Origin of the sequence: Mesorhizobium sp. B2-3-5 (assembly GCF_006442395.1) — a bacterium.
Lineage (GTDB): Bacteria > Pseudomonadota > Alphaproteobacteria > Rhizobiales > Rhizobiaceae > Mesorhizobium.
In genome coordinates this window covers 1-17,882 of sequence record NZ_VFVX01000023.1, presented here as the reverse complement: position 1 = coordinate 17,882, position 17,882 = coordinate 1, and the positions used below count along the sequence as shown (strand labels likewise).

The following is a 17,882-nucleotide window of genomic DNA, read 5'->3' as shown; positions in this document are numbered from 1 at the left end:
CCGGTTGGCCACACAGCGCGCTGACGTTCGTTGCCGTTGCGAGCGCGTCGGACGCGCTCGCAACGGCGGTACGGCTCAGGAGGAAACTTTAGCCGGGTTCGGCCCGATGCGCTCGCCGTGGGCGACACGTTCGGGGCCCTTGTGAACCATGGTGACGGCGTAATCGACGCCCATGCCGTAGGCGCCGCAATGCTCCTTTATGACCGCTGACACGGCTTCGTAGGTTTCGCGGCGCGCCCAGTCGCGCTGCCACTCCAGCAGTACCTGCAGCCAGGTCACCGGAACAGCGCCGGCCTGGACCAGGCGGTCCATGGCGTATTTGTGAGCGTCCTGCGAAGTGCCGCCGGAAGCATCGGCAACCATGTAAATCTCGTAATCACCCTCGAGCATCGCGCCAAGCGCGAAGGTCAGGTTGCAGACTTCGATCCACAGACCCGCCACGACGACCTTCTTGCGCCCGTTCGCGGCCAGCGCGTCGCGGACGTTCTGATCATCCCAGGAGTTCATTGAACTTCGCTCCAGGATCTTGTGCTCGGGATACACGGCCATGAGTTCAGGGAACACATAACCAGAGAAGCTCTCGGTCTCGACCGTGGTAATCGTCGTCGGGATATTGAACACCTTCGCGGCTTTCGCCAGGCCGACGACATTGTTCTTCAGCGTCTGCCGGTCGATCGACTGCACGCTGAACGCCATCTGAGGCTGCTGGTCGATGATGATGAGCTGGCTGTTTTGAGGCGTCAGGACTTCCAGGTATTTCGACATGGTTTTCTCTCCGAATGAAGTACTCTGATCAGAAGCGCTGGGATGCTTGTCCGGCATTGATCCGGGCCGCCAGCATTGTCGGTGGGGATACGGTCCTCGGCTTGCATATCCGCATCGCGGATTGTCGATTTGTGCAAAGTTTGTTTGCACCGAATGAGAAAATAAGACGGTCACCCAGCCAGGGCGAAGGAGGTGCCGTCGGCCTGGCGCCTCATCGGCCGTTCATGGCGCCTCCTTTGCTGATCTGCTGAGGTAACTGTGAATCTGGGCGACCGCCGCGGCTCCATCGCCGACCGCGGCTGCGACCCGCTTGGTCGAACCGGCGCGAACATCGCCGATCGCAAAGACTCCCGGTATGCTGGTCTCGAGCGACGCTGTCGCTCCGCCAGTCAGGATGAAGCCCTTTCCGTCCATCGTAACCGAGCCGCCGAGCCAGCTTGTGTGAGGTGTCGCGCCGATGAACAGAAACAGGTGAGTGATATCGTACCGCGAAGACACGCCACTGGTCCGGTCGCGAACGACGGCATTGGCAAGGGTGTCGCCGTCGCGGTCGAGTTCGACGAGGTCCATGCCGACGTGAACTTCCACGTTGGAAAGCGCCGAGATACGGTCGATAAGGTAGCGAGACATCGTCTCCGACAGGTCCCGCCGGACGAACACGTGAAGGCGCTCCACATGTGGCGCCAGAAACACGATCGCCTGGCCTGCCGAGTTGCCGCCGCCGACAAGAGCAACGACCTTGCCCGTACACAAGCGAGCCTCGACCGGGGACGCCCAGTAGGATACCCCTGCCCCCTCGAAACGAGACAGACCAGGAATGTCCGGGCGCTGGTAGGTTGCGCCCGAGGCGATCACGACGGTGCGCGAGGCAATCGTCGTACCGTCCGAAAGATTGAGCGCAAGCCGGTCACCGATACGTTCCAGCCGCTCCACGCTCACGGGAATGGCCACCTCCGCCCCGAATTTGAGGGCCTGGTTGAATGCGCGGCCGGCAAGCGCTTGTCCCGATATGCCCGTGGGAAACCCGAGATAATTCTCGATCCGCGCCGACGCGCCGGCCTGGCCGCCCATGGCGCGCTCGTCGAGAACGATCGTCGAGAGGCCTTCCGAAGCACCATAGACCGCTGCGGCCAGCCCAGCTGGGCCTGCGCCGACGATGGCAATATCGTAGATGTTGTGCGGATCTATTTTGGGAACGATGCCGAGACAGGCAGCCAACTCCGCCTCATCGGGCCGCTTCAACAACGTGCCGTTGGGGCAGACGACCAGCGGCAGTTCGATCGGCAGAAGCGCCATGCGCTCAACGAAGCTGCGGCCCTCGCCATCGACCTTGGGATCCATGACGAGGTTGGGATAGCCGTTTCGGGTCAGGAAGCCCTGGAGGCGCAGAACATGTGCATCGCCTGGCCCGCCAATGAGAATCGTGCCCGAACCGCCCTGCTCGATCAGCCCGACACGGCGTAGAATAAGCGCGCGCATGACGATCTCACCGACTTCCGCCGATCCGATCATCAGCGCCCGCAAATGCGCTGGATCGAACGGAAGCAGGATCGCGCCATCTTGGCCGGCTCGAGCCGAGGCGATGGTCGCGCGGCCGTCAATTTGACTGACTTCTCCGGTGAATTGCCCTTCACCATGGGTGGTTATAGGCGCTTCTTCATCAAGGCCGTCCCGCCGCAAGACATCGATCGAGCCGTCAAGCACAAGCCAGACCGGCACATCCCGGTCACCCGTGGCGAAGATCATCTCGCCCGCCGAAAAATGTTGCGGTGGACCGCTCGCGAAACGGCGCGCCGCTTCGACCTGGATTTGTGCAAGAACGGGGAACATCTGATCCGTGCGGGATCCAACACCGCCTTTCTGCTGATCGGTCACGCGAATGCTCTCCTTATGACAGGGTGCGCTCGGCTGCATGACTTGCGAGCCTGCACATCCGATTGGCTGAATGCCGATGAGCGGGGAAAATCATGTTGTGCCTCCGACTAGAACGATACGGTCGCCCAGCCGGCGGCGAACGACCCGGACGTGCCGCCAGCCTCGCGGATACGCTCACCCGGAACATAGTTCACATACGTGCCTCCCAGCGTCAGATGATCGGTTACCTCCCATTCCAGAGTGGTCGAGAACTGCTGGCCGATGTAACGGCCGGTGCCCCCGGTCGTCCCGGCGACGGGCGTGATGGCCGGCCCATAAAACGCGTCTTCCTCCGCCTGCTTCCAGAGCGGGTTCCAGCCGAAGGTGAGCTTGACTTCCGGTAGCAGGGTCAGAGTGACGTTCGGCTGGATATCGAGGAGGTTGGCGGGGGCCACCAGGTTCGCTTCCGAGAAGTAGGGCAGCTTCGGGAAGAGCGGGTAGAAGGTGCCTAGCGTGCCGTCTTCCAGATTGCCGTCGCCGCTGATCGCGTCGGCGTTGAGGCCGAGCCGTGGCGAGAAGGGCATGTTTACGAAGGTGTAGCCGAGATTGGCCGAAACGGTCCATGCCTGTATCTTGTCGTGTCCGAATTGACCAAACTGATAGGCGGCCTCGACATTCCAGTCGAAATTGCCCGCCTCGCCGAAGAACCGGGCGCCCACGGTGTGACGGCGCTCGTCGGCCGTGCCCTGCGCGAAGCGGGCATTTTGGCGATCCAGGCCGAGATAATAGAGATCGATCTTGAGAGCCGGCAAATCCGGAACCTGACCCGTGCCGTAGACGCCCCAGAATGTCTGACCAGGGTCGGACTTGTCGTCGAAGATACCGTCCTGCGGCAGCACGGGCCGCGTAACGAACGCGTCGATGCGCGCATTCGACGAAGCGATCCAGGCGGCTCGCACGCCGTCGAAGGAGCGGCGGACATTCGGACTTTCGCGCACAGAGACCAGCCTCGATGAGCCGTAGCTCATCTCCTGCCTTCCGCCGCGGATCATGATGCCGCCGAGATCGGTCGGGAGCATGAGTTCGCCATAACCCTGCAACAGGTCCAGCCGGTCGAGTTGCGTTGGCGGGGGCGTTCCGTTCCAGACCGGCGCCTGCCCGCTGACAAGCTCGACATAGGTCTTCAGGAATTGGCCGATACGCAAGTCGGCCGAAAGGTAGGTACGCATCAGCAGGCCGTCGTTGCGCTCGGGCGCCGCCAGCCCGAACACAGGATTGCGCGAGAACTCAGACCGGATGCGCAACTGCCCTCCGAGCGAGAGGGTGACCTGGCCATCAGGCGATAAGGGAATGTCCTTGAGGGCATCGAAAGGATTTTTCGCCGCCAGTTTGTCATGATCGTCCGCCTGCGCCGTGACGACACCGCCCGAGGTCAGCAACAGCCATACCAGCGCGATCGGACCCGCTCGCGTCATGCCTTCACCCCTTTACCGGAAGCAGCGGTGCGAGGAGGCGAATCCAGATGGATGAAATGCCGCACGACTGGTCCATCCGGTCCGACATGGAAGCGCGCGACTTCGCTCTGCAGATCGGCATCGGCTTTCGATACACGGCGATGCTGGCGTAAATGCTCCGCCCACGACGACACCACAAACCACTCGACCAGCTTTTCCGGGTCGGCCGAATCCTCGGTGATGCCCCAGCCATAAGCCCCATCACGCCGCCGTTCGGCGGAGAGCGCGCGAACCATTCGCAAGAACGCTTCGCGCTCGGTCTTCGGAACACGATACTCGATCAGGATCAGGACCGGCCCGCGGTCATTCTCGACCGGAGCAGCGACGAGTGGTTCGGGCCAGTGGTTGGAGGGAGCAAGATCGGCCTCGCCTATCGGCAGTTTGATGCGGTGCATTATCAGGCCTGCAACGAACAGTATGGCCGCCCCGATCTGCAGCGTGCCCTGGATGCCAGCGGCTTCCGCGACTGCACCCCAGCCGAGACTGCCGACGGTCATCGCACCATTGAAGGCAGTCAGGTAGACCGCCAGTGCGCGCCCGCGCACCCAGTTCGGCAGGATCGCCTGGGCGACACCGTTGAGTGTTGTAAGGGCGACGATCCAGGCCATGCCGAGCAGGAGCAGGATTACGACCGCGAGCCATTGCGGCGGGCCGAAGGAGAGCGCCGCCATCACAGCCGCTGTCATGATTGCCGACAAAAGCAGCAGCGTGTCGGCGTCCAAGGTGCTCCGCAAGCGCGGCAGTACGATCGCGCCCATGATGGCGCCGGCTCCGACCGCACCCAACAGCACACCATAAAAGCTGGCGCCGCCGCCGAGCAGGTTGCGCGCGACGAGCGGCAGCAGCGCCCAGACGGCGCTTGCGCAGGCGAAGAAGATCGCGGCGCGCAGCAGCACCAGGTGCAACTCGCGGCTGGCCCTCGCATAGCGAAGTCCGGCACGGAAGGCGCCGCCAAAGCGCTCGCTCAACGCATCGTCGGTATCAGGCGCTCGCCGCCACCAGATCAGCGCGCCGACGACGACGATATAGCTCGCCACGTCGGCGCCATAGGTGACGCCGGCTCCGAATGCCGCCAGGATCAGGCCACCTAAAGCGGGGCCGATCGCACGCGCAATGTTGATGCCGAGCGAGTTCAGTGCGACCGCGCTCTTGAGATCGCCCTTGGCGACAAGCTCGGGTACGATCGCCTGCCAGGTGGGCGCCATCAGGGCGGCGCCGACGCCACCGAGAAAGGTCAATGCCACCAATGAACTCACGCTGAGAAGTCCACTCAGCGACAACGACATCAGCGACAGGCTCACCAGCCCGAGCATAAGCTGGACGGCGATCAGGAACTTCCGGCGATCGAGAATGTCGGAGAGTACACCAGCAGGGATCGCAAGGAGAAAGACCGGCAGCGTTGCCGCCGCTTGCACCATCGCGACCGCGGCCGGGGCGCCGGAGAGATCAGTGACGAGCCACGCGCTGGCGACATCGCGCATGAAGCTGCCCACATTGCCGATGATCGTCGCCGCCCACAGAACGGCGAAGACCTTCTGCCGCAACGGCACGAAGCTGGATACGGCGGGCCTTGGATGCTCCCCGCTCAATTGTCGGCTCCCTTCGGCCGCGCGAAGTCATCGAGAGCGACCAGGAGGAAGCCGCCAATCAGGCCGAGATGTTCGAAGAAGGCGTTGGTCGCCATCATCCGGTCCTGTCCGGCCGGCAGCTCCCAGAAACGCAGGGCGATGAACGTGGCGACCAGCGTAAAGCCGGCGAGGCAGAGTGCGGCGAGCCAACGCCAGCGGCCGACCAGGATCATCGCGCTCGCCGTGAGTTCGAAGACGATCACCAGAACGGCGAAGACAGGCGCGGGCGAGAGGCCGAAATGGTTCATCTCGGCGATGGCGCCGCTGAAATCGAGAATCTTGGTCACCGGCCCCTGGATGTAGGCGCCGCAGAGCAGGAGCATCGCAACCCACCGCAGTGCTGGAGCCTGCCTCGCGGGCACGGTCGCGGAATCCGATATCGTCATCATGGTCTCTCGTTTCGTATCAAGGCGAAGCAGCCCGCTCCGGCGCCGGCAAGCACAAGAAAACCGCCGGCCAGGCCGAGGTTTTTCAGGAAGTGGATAGACTGCATCTCCGCGGCGCCCGGGTCGGGCATTCCCCAGAAGGCGTGGAAGACGAAGGCCGTCACCAGCGCGTAGGCGGCCAGTCCGACTGCCGCAAGGCGTGGCAGGACGCCGAGAATGATCGCCAGGGCTCCCAACACCTCGGCGGCGGCCGCCAAAATCGCGAATGCGAATGGCGCGGGAAAGCCCTTGGCGGCGATCGTTTCGGCCGTGCCAGCGAGATTGCTCCATTTGCCGAGGCCGCTGACGACGAACAGCACGACGAGCAGAAAGCGGCCCGCCAGCAGGGCTATGTCACGCATCATACCGCCCAGCAGGCGCAGCCGAGCGCGCCCCAGAAACTCTTGAGGTCGGAGACCGGCAGGCGGCTCGACCACGCCCCGGCATGGTCGTGACCATGGACGCCGCAGCTGCTCGCGCAGCCGCAACTGGTCATGGCCGTTCGCCGCAACGAGTTCTTGCCGGCACCCTCGGGCTCACCCCAGGCCGCATAGCCCTTGAAGGTCCGGACCGGCGACCAGTCGGGCATCGCCGGAGGGGGTGCGCTCTGGTCCAGACTTGCGAAGTCCCCGGCGCCATAGACGATCCTGCCGCCAACCAGCGTCAGATCGGCGCTGATGTGCGAGATCTCGTCCTCCGGACACGAGAAGAAATCGCGGTCGGGCACGATCAGGTCGGCGAACTGGCCAACGGCGACCTGGCCCTTCTTTCCCTCCTCATTGGAAAACCAGGTGACCTTTTCGGTCATCATCCGCAGCGCTGTCTCGCGATCGAGGCAGTTGCGCTGTGGGGTCATGCGCATGCCGCCGACGGTGCGGCCGGTGACCAGCCAGGACAGCGAGACCCAGGGGTTGTAGGAGGCGACGCGGGTGGCGTCGGTGCCGGCCGAGGTCTTCACCCCCTTTTCCAGCATGCGTGCCACCGGCGGGGTGGCCTCGGCCGCGCCGGGGCCGTAGCGCTCGACGAAATACTCGCCCTGATAGGCCATCCGATGCTGCACCGCGACGCCGCTGCCAAGTGCTGCGATGCGATCGATCGAGCGCTCCGAGATCGTCTCGGCATGGTCGAAGAACCAGTTCAGCCCCTTGAGGGGAACGTCCTGGTCGACCTTCTCGAAGACGTCGAGCGCCCGCGAGATCGTCTCGTCATAGGTTGCGTGCAGGCGCCAGGGCCAGCGGTTCTCGGCCAGGATGCGCACGACGCCCTCGAGGTCGCCTTCCATCTCGGGAGGCATGTCGGGACGCGGCTCACGGAAATCCTCGAAATCGGCGGCCGAAAAGACAAGCATCTCACCGGCGCCGTTATGGCGGAAATAATCCGTTCCCTGCTTGTACTTGGAGGTCCTGGTCCAGTTGAGGAAGTCTTCCTTCTCCTGCTTCGGCTTCTGCGTGAACAGGTTGTAGGCGAGGCGGATGGTCAACTGGCCGTCATCGGCGAGCTTCTGGATGACAGCGTAGTCATCCGGATAGTTCTGGAAGCCGCCGCCGGCATCGATCGCCCCCGTCACGCCAAGCCGGTTGAGCTCGCGCATGAAATGACGCGTCGAATTGAGCTGGTAATCGAAGGGCAGCTTGGGACCGTTGGCGAGCGTCGAATAGAGGATGCCGGCATTGGGCTTGGCGAGCAGCAGCCCGGTCGGATTGCCGTTGGCGTCGCGCGTGATCTCGCCGCCTGGCGGGTTGGGCGTGTCCTTGCCATAGCCGACTGCACGCAGTGCCGCTCCGTTCAGCAGAGCGCGGTCGTAGAGGTGCAGAATGAAGACCGGAGTGTCTGGCGCGACGGCATTGAGTTCCTCGATCGTCGGCAGGCGCTTCTCGGCGAACTGATGCTCGGTGAAGCCGCCGACGACGCGCACCCATTGCGGCGGCGGCGTCACCGCGACCTGACGCTTGAGCATGTTCATGGCGTCCGCCAGCGAACGCACGCCGTCCCAGCGCAGCTCCATGTTGAAGTTCAATCCGCCGCGGATGATATGCAGATGGTTGTCGATCAGCCCCGGAAGCGCGCGGCGTCCCTTGAGGTCGATAAATTTCGTCTGCTGGCCGGCATGCGCCATCACGTCGGCCTCGTTGCCAACCGCGAGGAACACGCCATCCTTGATCGCGACGGCGCTAGCCGACGGCTTGGTCCGGTCGAGCGTGGTTATTTTGCCGCTGTGCAGGATAAGGTCTGCTGTCACCGACTTGTCTCCGGATTGTTGGGATTGGCCTTGAGCAAAGGCGGACAGGGCGAGACCGGGGAGAACGAGCCCGCCCAGGACGGCGCGACGCGTCGGCATTATGCGCTCTCCCTTTCTTTCGTCTCGTCTTGAGCCTGCTTGCCGCGCGGCAGGTGACCGAAGACATGCGGCCGGACCTGATTTTGCCAGGATTGCAGCGCGGGCTCCTTGGCCCACAGACTCCGCACCAGCGGCGGCAATTGCTCACCGATCAAAATGCCCAGGAGGCCCACGAGCGCCACGACCGGCGGCGCCGGCGAACGAACGTTGATGAGACTGTAAATGACGCCGACGAGCAGGCCTGCGCCGAGGGATAACAAATAGACTTTCATCCGCTTACCCGGTGCCGTGAAGAGAAGGCCGACCACCCATCTCGATGGAAGGCGCCATGTTGCGACAGGGTGCGAAACATGCGCGCCCGCGTCTTGTCGAATTGAACGGTTCTTTGTCTGATTTCGCGAGGGCGTTGCGGGCACGCCGTCGCGACCGGCGATCGATACCTTGGCCAGCTCCTTTGTCAGGTATCAAGAAAGCGTTCTCGTATTCTTGCGAGCCGCAGCCATCAGCGCTTGAACCGCGTGCGACCATCCATTGTCGCCGATGATAAGAAGGCCGGCGGCTGCGCCTTCCGGTTCGATCTCAAGAGCTCTGCGCAGGACGGCAACCGGTCTGCCGACCTGCAGGAACCGCGCGATGAGCGCAGCAGCAGAATCCACATCTGCATCGCGCCAGATTGCGCCAGGATCGCCGATGCAAAGGCCGCCATGAAAATCCTCAACGAATATCTGGCGGAACTGGAGGGTGTTTGCGAGGTCATCGCGAGCTTTGCGATCTCCGCGGAACCGTGCCTCGAGGTTGCCATCCCCCTCACCTGCTCTCTTTGGCGTCGTCGGCCATGAATAGCCGCCGGAAGCCGAGGCGATGACGGCTTCCGCGCCGGCGTCCTGAAGCGCGTAGTAGACGCTCAGAAACTGCTCGAATTCGCCGCTTCCTCCTATCGTCGGGCTCACCATGACCGCGATACGAATGGCGGCTTCCGGCAGCGTACCGATTGGTTCCACTGCGACTGGACCACCGTTCATCCGGCCGCAGCCGCGATCCGGGGCCAACTCACGCGCGCGCCAATCCACCCCAGCACGTCCTCGATCACGGCGTCACGGCCAAGATCATTGAGAAGGTCGTGGAAATAGCCAGGATAGAGCTTCATGGTCTTGTCTGGCGAGCCGACAGTGTCGAAGAACAATTGGCTACCCGCCGGCTTGGTCGCCTTGTCGGCAGTGCCATGCATGACAAGGATCGGCAGCCGGATCGAGCCCGCTTCATCGGTCAGCCGCTCGTCGGCGCGAGCAAGCGCGGCCGCGGTGCTCGTGGGCTGGCTTTCCTTCTCGATGAGCGGATCGGTGTTCATCGCAGCGACGATCGATTCATCGCGTGAAAAATCCACATTGTTCAGGCTGAACACGTGAAGGTGTGGCGCGATGTGGCTGAGCCCCTTGAGCGCGGCGAGAACGAGGTCGGGCGCGTAAACCCGGAAAGCGAAACTCTCGCAGATGAAGCCCGTGAGTTCCGTCTGGTGATCGAGCGCATAGGTTGCCGAGATCACCCCACCCACGCTATGTCCCAACAGAAAGACAGGCAGTCCAGGCTCGCGCCGTTTCGCGAACTGAACCAATGCCGATACATCGTCGACATAATCCGCCATGCTCTCGACAAAGAAGCGTTCGCCGTCGGACCTTCCCCGCCCACGAAGATCAAGGGCATAGACAGCGTAGCCCTTGGCGATCAACTGCCCGGCCGTCCAGAAATACTGGCCGCTATGCGAGTTCAATCCGTGGCAGATCACCACGACGGCGGTTGGCGTCCCCAAGGGATGCCAAGCTCTCACGAAGAGGCGAGGAGCATTCTCGCGCTCAAGATATTCCTCCTGTGCGGGAGGTGCGCTTACATAGGTCATGGTTTGAACCTCCAGTTGCCTTACGCCTCGATGAAGGCGAGAAGGTCCTTGTTGATCACGTCGGGATGGGTCGTGCACATTCCATGCGGCAAGCCTTCGTAGGTTTTCAGCTTGGCATTCTTCAGCAGCTTGGCCGAAAGCGGGGCTGCGTCCGCATAAGGCACGATCTGGTCGTCGTCGCCGTGCATCACCAGGACCGGAAGTTCGATCTTCTTCAGGTCTTCGGTGAAATCGGTTTCGGAGAAGGCCTTGATGCAGTCGTAGTGGGCCTTGGCGCCGCCCATCATGCCCTGGCGCCACCAATTATCGACGATGCCTCGCGAAACCTTGGCGCCAGGCCGGTTGAAGCCATAGAAGGGACCAGCAGGCACGTCATAGTAGAATTGAGCGCGATTGGCGGCCAGCGCCGCACGAAAACCGTCGAACACCTCTACCGGCAGACCGCCAGGGTTCTTCTCGGACTTGACCATGATCGGCGGCACAGCGCTGATCAGGACCGCCTTCGCCACGCGGCCGGATTTGGCTCGGGCGACGTAATGTGCAACCTCGCCGCCGCCGGTGGAATGGCCGACATGGATGGCGTTCTTCAGGTCGAGGGCGGCGGTCAGTTCGGCGACATCGGCTGCGTAGGTATCCATTTCATTGCCGTGGGCGGTCTGGGTTGAGCGACCATGGCCGCGGCGGTCATGCGCGATGACCCGATAGCCCTTGTGGAGGAAGAACAGCATCTGATTGTCCCAATCGTCGGCACTGAGCGGCCAGCCGTGATGGAAGACGATCGTCTGCGCGTCCTTGGACCCCCAATCCTTGTAGAAGATCTCGGTGCCGTCGGTGGTTTTGATAAAGCTCATGGTCTGATTTCCTCTTGGTTGATCGTTGGATTGCGCTTGCAAGACGTATCCCGGAAGCAGTGAGCCCGCGCCGAGGGCAATGCCGCCCGCAAGGATGTGGCGGCGGGTGGGATGCAAGTTTGTCATGGAGATATCTCCTTTCCCGCCAAAAGGAGGGTGACTTGGAAACAATGCGGGGCAGCATTCATGGTTTTGACTCCTCGCTTAGAAAACGAATGACCTCGTCGCCGAATTCGCGCGAATACTGGAAAAGGAAGGCATGCCCCGAATCCGGATAGATGATCAGCCTCGCATTCGGGATCGCCTGCGCCAGTGCGTAGGATTGGAACGTCGGTATCATGATGTCTTCGTTGCCATTGGCGATCAGCACTGGCTGCCGGATCGCGCCGACGCGGTTGAGAAGCGATGTTTCCGGCGTGCCGACATCGGCTCCAGCGGAGAGCATCGCCTTCCAGGTCTTTTCACTGACCAAGCTGACAAATGCGTCCTTGCGTTCCCGCAGCCGCGCAAGATGGGCACGTCCGGCGGCTTGGCTGGTCTCGGTGTCCTTGAAGAACAGGTAAAGGAAGTCCTCGTCCGTGTTGGTCGGCTTGGTGGCGACCTCGATTGCCTTGCGGTTAAGGTTTGCGCCTTGGACGTAGCCTGCACCGCTGCCGGCAATAATCAGCCTGCGGACCAGACCGGGGCGCTGAAGCGTAAGTTCCTGTGCGACCAAGCCGCCGAATGAAAAGCCCAGCAGATCGACTTGCTTGAAGCCAAGGCCGTCGATAAAGACGCCCGCATTCCTTGCCCAGTCGGCCATGTGTGGAGACGCTTCTCCGCTGGAGCGGGCAACGCCGACGTTGTCGAAGATGACGACGTACCGGCGCGCCGCGACGCGATCAAGGAATGCCGGGTCCCACTCGTCCATCGTTCCGCGGAAGCGATTGAGCAAAACCAGAGGCGTCCCCGAAGGCGTCCCGAGCGAGCGGTAGGCGTAGGTGACGCCGTCGATGTTCAGCGTCTTCGTCTCCACGCAAGCGGCGCCGCAAGAAGTGGCCTGGCTCTGTTCGGTCGCAGTCGCCGGATTGGCCATCACTGAGGTGGAAAGGACGGTGAGCAGCGCAGCGCCGGCCACCACTGCTCGACGAAAGGATGAATTGCGGTTTGACGTCATCACTCGCTTCCTCTGTGCGCTTCGTTGATGCGCAGACAGTCGCTCAGGGGAACCCGGCGCGCGAGTTAATCGATGCTAAACGATGCTAGCGGCCTGCTTAGCGCGGCCAGCGGGGGCCGAACGCCGTTAAGGCCGTTGCGCCTGCCTGCGAGTTATACCTCTTGAGCTGCACAGCAACTGGGCCGGATCCTGCCGGACCGATCCGGTAAGAACCAAGTTCCCCTATTGCGCTCAGAACGTCCTGTGTTTGCAGTGCATCAGCGGATTAGCAAGTCTTCACAGCGATTAACTCGCTTACCGCGCAGCCCTGATGCATCACTCTCCCATGCCGACTAACCGGCGTACCAATGGGAGATGAAGATGAACCTGGCCAAGGCAACCATTGCCGTTCTTGCAGCAACTCTGCTCACCACGACTGCAGCTATTTCGGATGAGATCGGCGTCAAGAACATCGTGCTCGTCCACGGTGCCTGGGCCGATGGTTCGGGCTGGCGTGCGATCTACGATATCCTCAAGAAGGACGGCTACAACGTCCGCATGGTGCAAAACCCGCTGACGTCCCTCGCCGACGACGTCGCAGCCACCGACCGCGTAGTCAACCGTATGGATGGCCCAACGATCCTCGTCGGCCATTCCTATGGCGGCGCTGTCATCACCCAAGCAGGTGACAACAAGAAAGTCGTCGGGCTCGTCTATGTCGAGGCCTTCATGCCGGACAAGGGTGAGTCGGTATTTGGCCTCCTTCCACAAGACCCCAAGAACCCGCCACCGTTTGATTTGACCAAAGACGGCTTTGTGTTTTTCAACGAAGCGGCATACGTGCCCGGGTTTGCAGACAGTCTGCCCGCTGCCGATGCGGAATTCTTCCGCGATTCGCAGGTGCCTATTTCCCTCAAAGGTGCGGGCGGCACGAAGCTAAAGGTCGCGGCCTGGAGGACGAAGCCGAGTTGGTACCAGACGGCCGATGCCGATCACGTGATCCCGCCCGCGCAGCAGGAGATGATGTTCACGCGCGCACACTCCACCGTGCAGAAGGTGACAGGTGGTCATCTGTCCTTCATCGCGCACGCTGACGAGACTGCCAAGCTGATCGAAACCGCCGCCAAGGCTTCCGCCAAGCCTTGATCGGCCTATCCCGCGAAGCCGTCGTCCCCCCTCCCCGGCTGCTTCACGGGATCCGAGTGCCGCCGTCTCACCCCCGACGACCTCCCTCGGTCCCCGAGACGGCGGCACCCCTCCACTCGCGGTCAGATGGGAATCTCCCAAGGCATGACACACTCAAACGACTATCGAACTTTCCCAAACATGGTTGCAGAGGGAAGATGAACCTCAGCGAGTAAAGCGCCACTGAAACCCGAAGGAGTCCTAGCCATGTCGCCAGCAGAACTTTCCTACGACGCCACACGTACTGCGTTGCTTTTCGTTGACCCCTATAATGATTTCCTCGCCGAAGACGGAAAACTTTGGCATCTCGTGAAGGACGTCGCGCAGGCCGTTCACCTGCACGACAACCTACGTGCCGCGCTATCGGCCGCTCGAGCCTCGGGACTGGCAGTATTTATTGTACCCCATCACCAGTGGGTTCCGGGCGACATGGAAAATTGGGACCATCCCTCCCCCTATCAGCTTGGCTCCGCACGTGCGCAGGTTTTCGCTAGAGGTAGCTGGGGCGCCGAATGGTACCCTGACTTCACGCCACAACCCGGCGAGATCGTCGTCAAGGAGCACTGGGGAGGAAGTGGCTTCGCCAATACAGATCTCGACATGCTACTCAAGCAGCGGAAAGTTACACATGTGATCTTGATCGGGCTCATCGCGAATACCTGCATCGAGACGACCGGCCGCTTCGCTTCCGAACTCGGATATCACGTGACGCTGGTCCGGGACGCGACAGCGGCGGCCAGCCCTGAAGCGCTGCACAGCGCTCACGAGATCAACGGGCCTACCTACGCACATGCTATCGTCACCACGAACGAGTTGATCGCGGCACTGAAAGGAGACGGGTCTCGGCCAGAAGTGTAGATATTCCCGCTTAAACTTCCAGCGACGGGCTTCGTGACGATTAACTGACGAACAATGGCCTATCATGACTTGGCAGCGACAGCCGCTCAGGGGAACCCGGAGTGCGAGTTAGCCGATGCTAGCGGTCTGCTTAGCGCGACCAAAGCAGCAGCCGAACGTCGTTCGAAGGCGGTTGCGCCTTGATCCCGTGCCACCGCCGACGCGCCCTTGAACAGACAGCCGGCGTCGTCCAGACCGGAAACTCGCCGAGCTACTATTTCGCCTTTCTGGCGCATCACCTCAGCGCAATACCAGGCTTCGCCGCTCTCCTTGCAGCGCGACAGAGCCGCATCGAGCAATGCGATCGCCTCGGCGTCGCGCCCAAGTTGGGCCAGACCCGATGCCAGGACCGATTGGAAGAACGAGTGGCAAAGGTAAAACCCGGCGCGGTCCAACCGGGCGAGAGCCCCGCGGACGACCGCGACACCTGTCGTCGCGTCGCCAGAGCGGATCATCAAGTCGCCCTCGAAGCAGCCTGCATGGGCATGCCAAACGTCAAGCGCGTTGTCCCTTGTGCGCCGACGCAGCATTTCAATGTAACGTCCTGCCCGCGTCAGATCGCCGGCGAGCAGCGACACCGGACAGGCCGCATCTGAAAGCGCGTGGCAGAGCGTAAGATTGTGGCGCAGGGAAAGCGCCTCCTCGATCATTTCATCAACTTCGCGCAGCGCTTCCTCAGTCCGATCTCGCAGACACAGCACGCGGGCCAATGTGATGCGCGCGGTGATGCGCTGCTCATACTGGAAGCGTGCGAGATGCGATCCATTTGCCGGCGGCTGATAGGCCGCCAGCATACGCCGCACATGATATTCCGCACCGATCTGGTCCCCGAGCAGATGCAATGACCTGGCCTTCAGTCTGTCGCCAATCAGGCGGTCCGTGTCGTCGGTCGAGGATTTCGATAGTTCGCAAAAAGCTTCGGCCGTCTCCAGCCCAAGGCGGGGTTTGCCGCCATTGTTGTAATCAACCCATAGCGCCCAAAGGGCACGCAATTGGAAATCGACATCCCCGAGTCTTTGAGCGATCTCGAATGCCCGGGTCCATGCTTCGGCACCATCCGAGCGGCCTGAGATCGACCGCATATGCGGAAAGCCACGTGCCGCGTGCAATCGCATCACGCTTGGTTGGTCCGCTTCGGGCTGGCCTGCGAGCCAATCCAGTGCCTGTTGGACTCTCATCAGACACTCGTCAACCAGCGACAGTTGATACCAAAGCGGGATCGCCGCGACCGTCATGGCGACGCCCGTTCCGGCGTCGCCGCCAGGCGAAAAGCACCAATCCAGGGCGGCCTGCAGATTGCCTATGTCGCGACGGTAAGCATCAAGCCATCCAGCCTCATGTTCGACCTCCCACTGCCGCGCGGCGTGATCCAGAACGTTCAGGTAGTGGACGGCGTGTCGCCGTGCACCGTCTTCGCGCAATCCCGACGCCATCAGCTTCTCGGCAGCATAGGCACGTGTCATGTCCAGGAGCCGAAAGTGCGCGGGATGAACGCTGCGATCGACCACCACCAGCGATTTCGCGACCAGGTCTGTGAGGCTGCCTTCCACGTCGACGGTGTCATCGCCTGGAACGACGGCACGCGCTGCTTCCAGCGTGAATTCATGAACGAACAGGGAAAGCTGCGCGAGCACAAACTGCTGCACTGGAGAGAGCAGCGAAAAGCTCCAGTCCATCGTCGCGCGAAGGGTCTGATGCCGGGGTAGCGCGGTACGCCGCCCGCGCGTCAGAATGTCGAAACTGCTCCTCAACGATTCGGCGACGCCGGCAATGCCGAGTGTGTCCACGCGTCCGGATGCCAATTCAATTGCAAGGACAATGCCGTCGAGCCTGCGGCAGATCTCCGACACCAAAGGCGCGTCGGCGTCGCTCAGCGCGTAACCTCCCATTCTCGCAGCCACGCGCTCCTCGAACAGCTGAACGGCCGGAAATCCAAGCGCGGTTGTCTTATCCAGCCCCTCCTCAAGGCCTGGGTAATCCAATGGCGGCAAACGAAAGACCCATTCGCTCAGGACGCGAAGGGGTTCCCGGCTGGTGGCAAGGATGGTGAGTTGCCGTGTTTCGGCAATCAGCGTCTCCGCGAGTACCGCAACCTCGTCGATCAGACCTTCGCAGCAATCGAGGACCAGCAACATCGACCGGTCCCTTAAGTGGCCGGCGAGCTCAGCAACAGGGTTGGACGACGTCAGCGCGCAGCCGATCGCCGTCGCGACATATCCAGCGAGCAACCCTCCATTGGATGCGCCCGCGAGATCGACGAATGCAACGTCGCCGGGATAACGCCCCCTAAGGCGCTCCGCCACTGCGATCGCCACCGTTGTCTTGCCAATGCCGCCAGGCCCAACGAGGGTAAGCAGCCGCTGTTCCCGAACCTGTTGAACCAGTTGAGCAAGCACGGTGTCCCTGCCGATGACGTTGATCGCAAGCCGGGGTACACCCCATATGCCGCTGGCGGGCATCTTGGGTTCGGCTGGGACCTGCGATGCCTGGACGGAGACCCTTCCAACAAAGCAATAGCCGCGGCCCGGGACATTCGCGATATATTGCGGCGCATCACCATCATCGCCGAGAATCCTGCGTAGCGAGGTGATATGGACGCGAAGGTTGTTTTCCTCGACAAACGTGTTTTGCCACACCAGAGAGACGAGTTCATGTTTGGGAATGATCTCGCCGGCCCGTGATGCCAGGTGAATAAGTATGTCCAGGGCACGGCTGCCTATGCGCAATCTTTGTCCATCACGCAACAGCAGCCGCTCGCCGGGCATCAGCGTGAATGATCCGAACGTGAACGAGGCACCCATCATCAGGTTCCGGACTGGATCCGTGGAAACGTCCTGAGGATTTCACACGGCATGCTCCTTTGCAAACCCGCGTGCTGACGCTCCACGCATTCAATTCGCTGAAGCCGAAACTACCGAGACCAGGATGCCCGGGCCGCGCGGCCCCGGGCAATCGGAGATCAACGCGGCGCGACGGCAAGCGGCCCGCGCTCGATCGAACCGGCGACAGCTTCACGGCCCGTCTCGACGAGGTCCAGCGGGTAGGGATCGGCCAACGGCTGGCCCGACAGCGCGGCGTCGAGCCGCGCGTAGTCGAGTTCGCCTTCCCAGCGTGCCATGACCACCGTGGCGACCCCGTTACCGATCATGTTCACCAGCGCCCGGGCTTCGCTCATGAAACGGTCGATGCCGAGGATGAGCGCCATGCCGGCGACCGGGATGGCGGGAACCACCGAAAGGGTTCCGACCAGCGCGATGAAGGAGGCGCCGGTGACGCCGGACGCGCCTTTGGAGGTGAGCATGGCGACAGCGAAGATGGCGAATTGCTGATGCAGCGACAGGTCGGTGTTGGTGGCCTGCGCCACGAACAGTGCCGCCAGCGTCATGTAGATCGAGG

At 62.2% G+C, this 17,882-nt stretch carries 16 protein-coding genes; 2 read left to right on the top strand and 14 right to left on the bottom strand.

What is annotated here, in order from left to right; genetic code table 11:
- Positions 1 to 75: 75 nt before the first annotated feature.
- The 12 genes from FJ958_RS22510 to FJ958_RS22455 form a co-directional block, all read right to left on the bottom strand.
- Positions 76 to 765, bottom strand: coding sequence for a hydrolase (locus FJ958_RS22510; RefSeq protein WP_140745565.1), 690 nt, complete (start codon positions 763 to 765; stop codon positions 76 to 78).
- A gap of 222 nt (positions 766 to 987) precedes the next feature.
- Positions 988 to 2,595, bottom strand: coding sequence for an FAD-dependent oxidoreductase (locus tag FJ958_RS22505; RefSeq protein WP_246679705.1), 1,608 nt, complete (start codon positions 2,593 to 2,595; stop codon positions 988 to 990).
- A 152-nt stretch (positions 2,596 to 2,747) separates the two neighbouring features.
- The gene (locus FJ958_RS22500; RefSeq protein WP_140745561.1) at positions 2,748 to 4,094 is read right to left on the bottom strand and encodes an alginate export family protein; all 1,347 of its coding nucleotides are present in this window, start codon (positions 4,092 to 4,094) and stop codon (positions 2,748 to 2,750) included.
- A complete protein-coding gene (locus FJ958_RS22495; protein ID WP_140745559.1) occupies positions 4,091 to 5,722 on the bottom strand; it encodes an MFS transporter in 1,632 nt (543 codons plus the stop codon). The genes FJ958_RS22500 and FJ958_RS22495 overlap by 4 nt, the downstream gene beginning before the upstream one ends.
- On the bottom strand, positions 5,719 to 6,147 hold the full coding sequence (locus FJ958_RS22490; protein WP_140745666.1) for a DoxX family protein: 429 nt from the start codon (positions 6,145 to 6,147) through the stop codon (positions 5,719 to 5,721). The genes FJ958_RS22495 and FJ958_RS22490 overlap by 4 nt, the downstream gene beginning before the upstream one ends.
- Entirely contained in the window at positions 6,147 to 6,548 is a 402-nt protein-coding gene (locus FJ958_RS22485) for a DoxX family protein (RefSeq protein WP_181176478.1), read from the bottom strand. The genes FJ958_RS22490 and FJ958_RS22485 overlap by 1 nt, the downstream gene beginning before the upstream one ends.
- The gene (locus FJ958_RS22480; protein WP_140745556.1) at positions 6,548 to 8,524 is read right to left on the bottom strand and encodes an amidohydrolase; all 1,977 of its coding nucleotides are present in this window, start codon (positions 8,522 to 8,524) and stop codon (positions 6,548 to 6,550) included. The genes FJ958_RS22485 and FJ958_RS22480 overlap by 1 nt, the downstream gene beginning before the upstream one ends.
- Complete coding sequence (locus FJ958_RS22475) at positions 8,524 to 8,796, bottom strand: XapX domain-containing protein (RefSeq protein WP_140745554.1); 273 nt, start codon at positions 8,794 to 8,796, stop codon at positions 8,524 to 8,526. Before FJ958_RS22475 ends, FJ958_RS22480 begins: the two co-directional genes overlap by 1 nt.
- A gap of 192 nt (positions 8,797 to 8,988) precedes the next feature.
- Positions 8,989 to 9,546: a transporter gene (locus tag FJ958_RS22470; RefSeq protein WP_140745553.1), complete on the bottom strand. Its 558-nt coding sequence runs from the start codon at positions 9,544 to 9,546 to the stop codon at positions 8,989 to 8,991.
- Positions 9,543 to 10,418, bottom strand: coding sequence for an alpha/beta hydrolase (locus FJ958_RS22465; RefSeq protein ID WP_140745551.1), 876 nt, complete (start codon positions 10,416 to 10,418; stop codon positions 9,543 to 9,545). The genes FJ958_RS22470 and FJ958_RS22465 overlap by 4 nt, the downstream gene beginning before the upstream one ends.
- A gap of 20 nt (positions 10,419 to 10,438) precedes the next feature.
- Positions 10,439 to 11,269 (bottom strand): alpha/beta hydrolase, encoded by an 831-nt coding sequence (locus FJ958_RS22460; RefSeq protein WP_140745550.1) that lies wholly within the window; start codon positions 11,267 to 11,269, stop codon positions 10,439 to 10,441.
- 184 nt (positions 11,270 to 11,453) lie between these two features.
- Positions 11,454 to 12,425, bottom strand: coding sequence for an alpha/beta hydrolase (locus tag FJ958_RS22455; protein WP_210243465.1), 972 nt, complete (start codon positions 12,423 to 12,425; stop codon positions 11,454 to 11,456).
- Positions 12,426 to 12,785: 360 nt separating this feature from the next.
- On the opposite strand from FJ958_RS22455, the gene FJ958_RS22450 reads away from it, so the two are divergent.
- Complete coding sequence (locus FJ958_RS22450; protein WP_246679699.1) at positions 12,786 to 13,550, top strand: alpha/beta hydrolase; 765 nt, start codon at positions 12,786 to 12,788, stop codon at positions 13,548 to 13,550.
- A gap of 246 nt (positions 13,551 to 13,796) precedes the next feature.
- Complete coding sequence (locus tag FJ958_RS22445) at positions 13,797 to 14,447, top strand: isochorismatase family cysteine hydrolase (RefSeq protein WP_140745546.1); 651 nt, start codon at positions 13,797 to 13,799, stop codon at positions 14,445 to 14,447.
- A gap of 86 nt (positions 14,448 to 14,533) precedes the next feature.
- On the opposite strand, the gene FJ958_RS22440 is transcribed toward FJ958_RS22445, so the two are convergent.
- Together FJ958_RS22440 and FJ958_RS22435 are read right to left on the bottom strand one after the other, a co-directional pair.
- Positions 14,534 to 17,290, bottom strand: a complete 2,757-nt coding sequence (locus tag FJ958_RS22440; RefSeq protein WP_140745544.1) for a winged helix-turn-helix domain-containing protein — start codon at positions 17,288 to 17,290, stop codon at positions 14,534 to 14,536.
- Positions 17,291 to 17,445: 155 nt separating this feature from the next.
- The coding region (locus FJ958_RS22435; RefSeq protein ID WP_246679697.1) for a cation:dicarboxylase symporter family transporter at positions 17,446 to 17,882 on the bottom strand (437 nt) is incomplete at its 5' end.

Coding starts and splice junctions, on each gene's coding strand:
- FJ958_RS22470 (WP_140745553.1), bottom strand. CDS start 9,546: ATGAACGGTGGTCCAGTCGCAGTGGAACCAATCGGTACGCTGCCGGAA.
- FJ958_RS22490 (WP_140745666.1), bottom strand. CDS start 6,147: ATGACGATATCGGATTCCGCGACCGTGCCCGCGAGGCAGGCTCCAGCA.
- FJ958_RS22475 (WP_140745554.1), bottom strand. CDS start 8,796: ATGAAAGTCTATTTGTTATCCCTCGGCGCAGGCCTGCTCGTCGGCGTC.
- FJ958_RS22455 (WP_210243465.1), bottom strand. CDS start 12,425: ATGACGTCAAACCGCAATTCATCCTTTCGTCGAGCAGTGGTGGCCGGC.
- FJ958_RS22505 (WP_246679705.1), bottom strand. CDS start 2,595: ATGTTCCCCGTTCTTGCACAAATCCAGGTCGAAGCGGCGCGCCGTTTC.
- FJ958_RS22480 (WP_140745556.1), bottom strand. CDS start 8,524: ATGCCGACGCGTCGCGCCGTCCTGGGCGGGCTCGTTCTCCCCGGTCTC.
- FJ958_RS22485 (WP_181176478.1), bottom strand. CDS start 6,548: ATGCGTGACATAGCCCTGCTGGCGGGCCGCTTTCTGCTCGTCGTGCTG.
- FJ958_RS22465 (WP_140745551.1), bottom strand. CDS start 10,418: ATGACCTATGTAAGCGCACCTCCCGCACAGGAGGAATATCTTGAGCGC.
- FJ958_RS22450 (WP_246679699.1), top strand. CDS start 12,786: ATGAACCTGGCCAAGGCAACCATTGCCGTTCTTGCAGCAACTCTGCTC.
- FJ958_RS22510 (WP_140745565.1), bottom strand. CDS start 765: ATGTCGAAATACCTGGAAGTCCTGACGCCTCAAAACAGCCAGCTCATC.
- FJ958_RS22460 (WP_140745550.1), bottom strand. CDS start 11,269: ATGAGCTTTATCAAAACCACCGACGGCACCGAGATCTTCTACAAGGAT.
- FJ958_RS22500 (WP_140745561.1), bottom strand. CDS start 4,094: ATGACGCGAGCGGGTCCGATCGCGCTGGTATGGCTGTTGCTGACCTCG.
- FJ958_RS22445 (WP_140745546.1), top strand. CDS start 13,797: ATGTCGCCAGCAGAACTTTCCTACGACGCCACACGTACTGCGTTGCTT.
- FJ958_RS22440 (WP_140745544.1), bottom strand. CDS start 17,290: ATGATGGGTGCCTCGTTCACGTTCGGATCATTCACGCTGATGCCCGGC.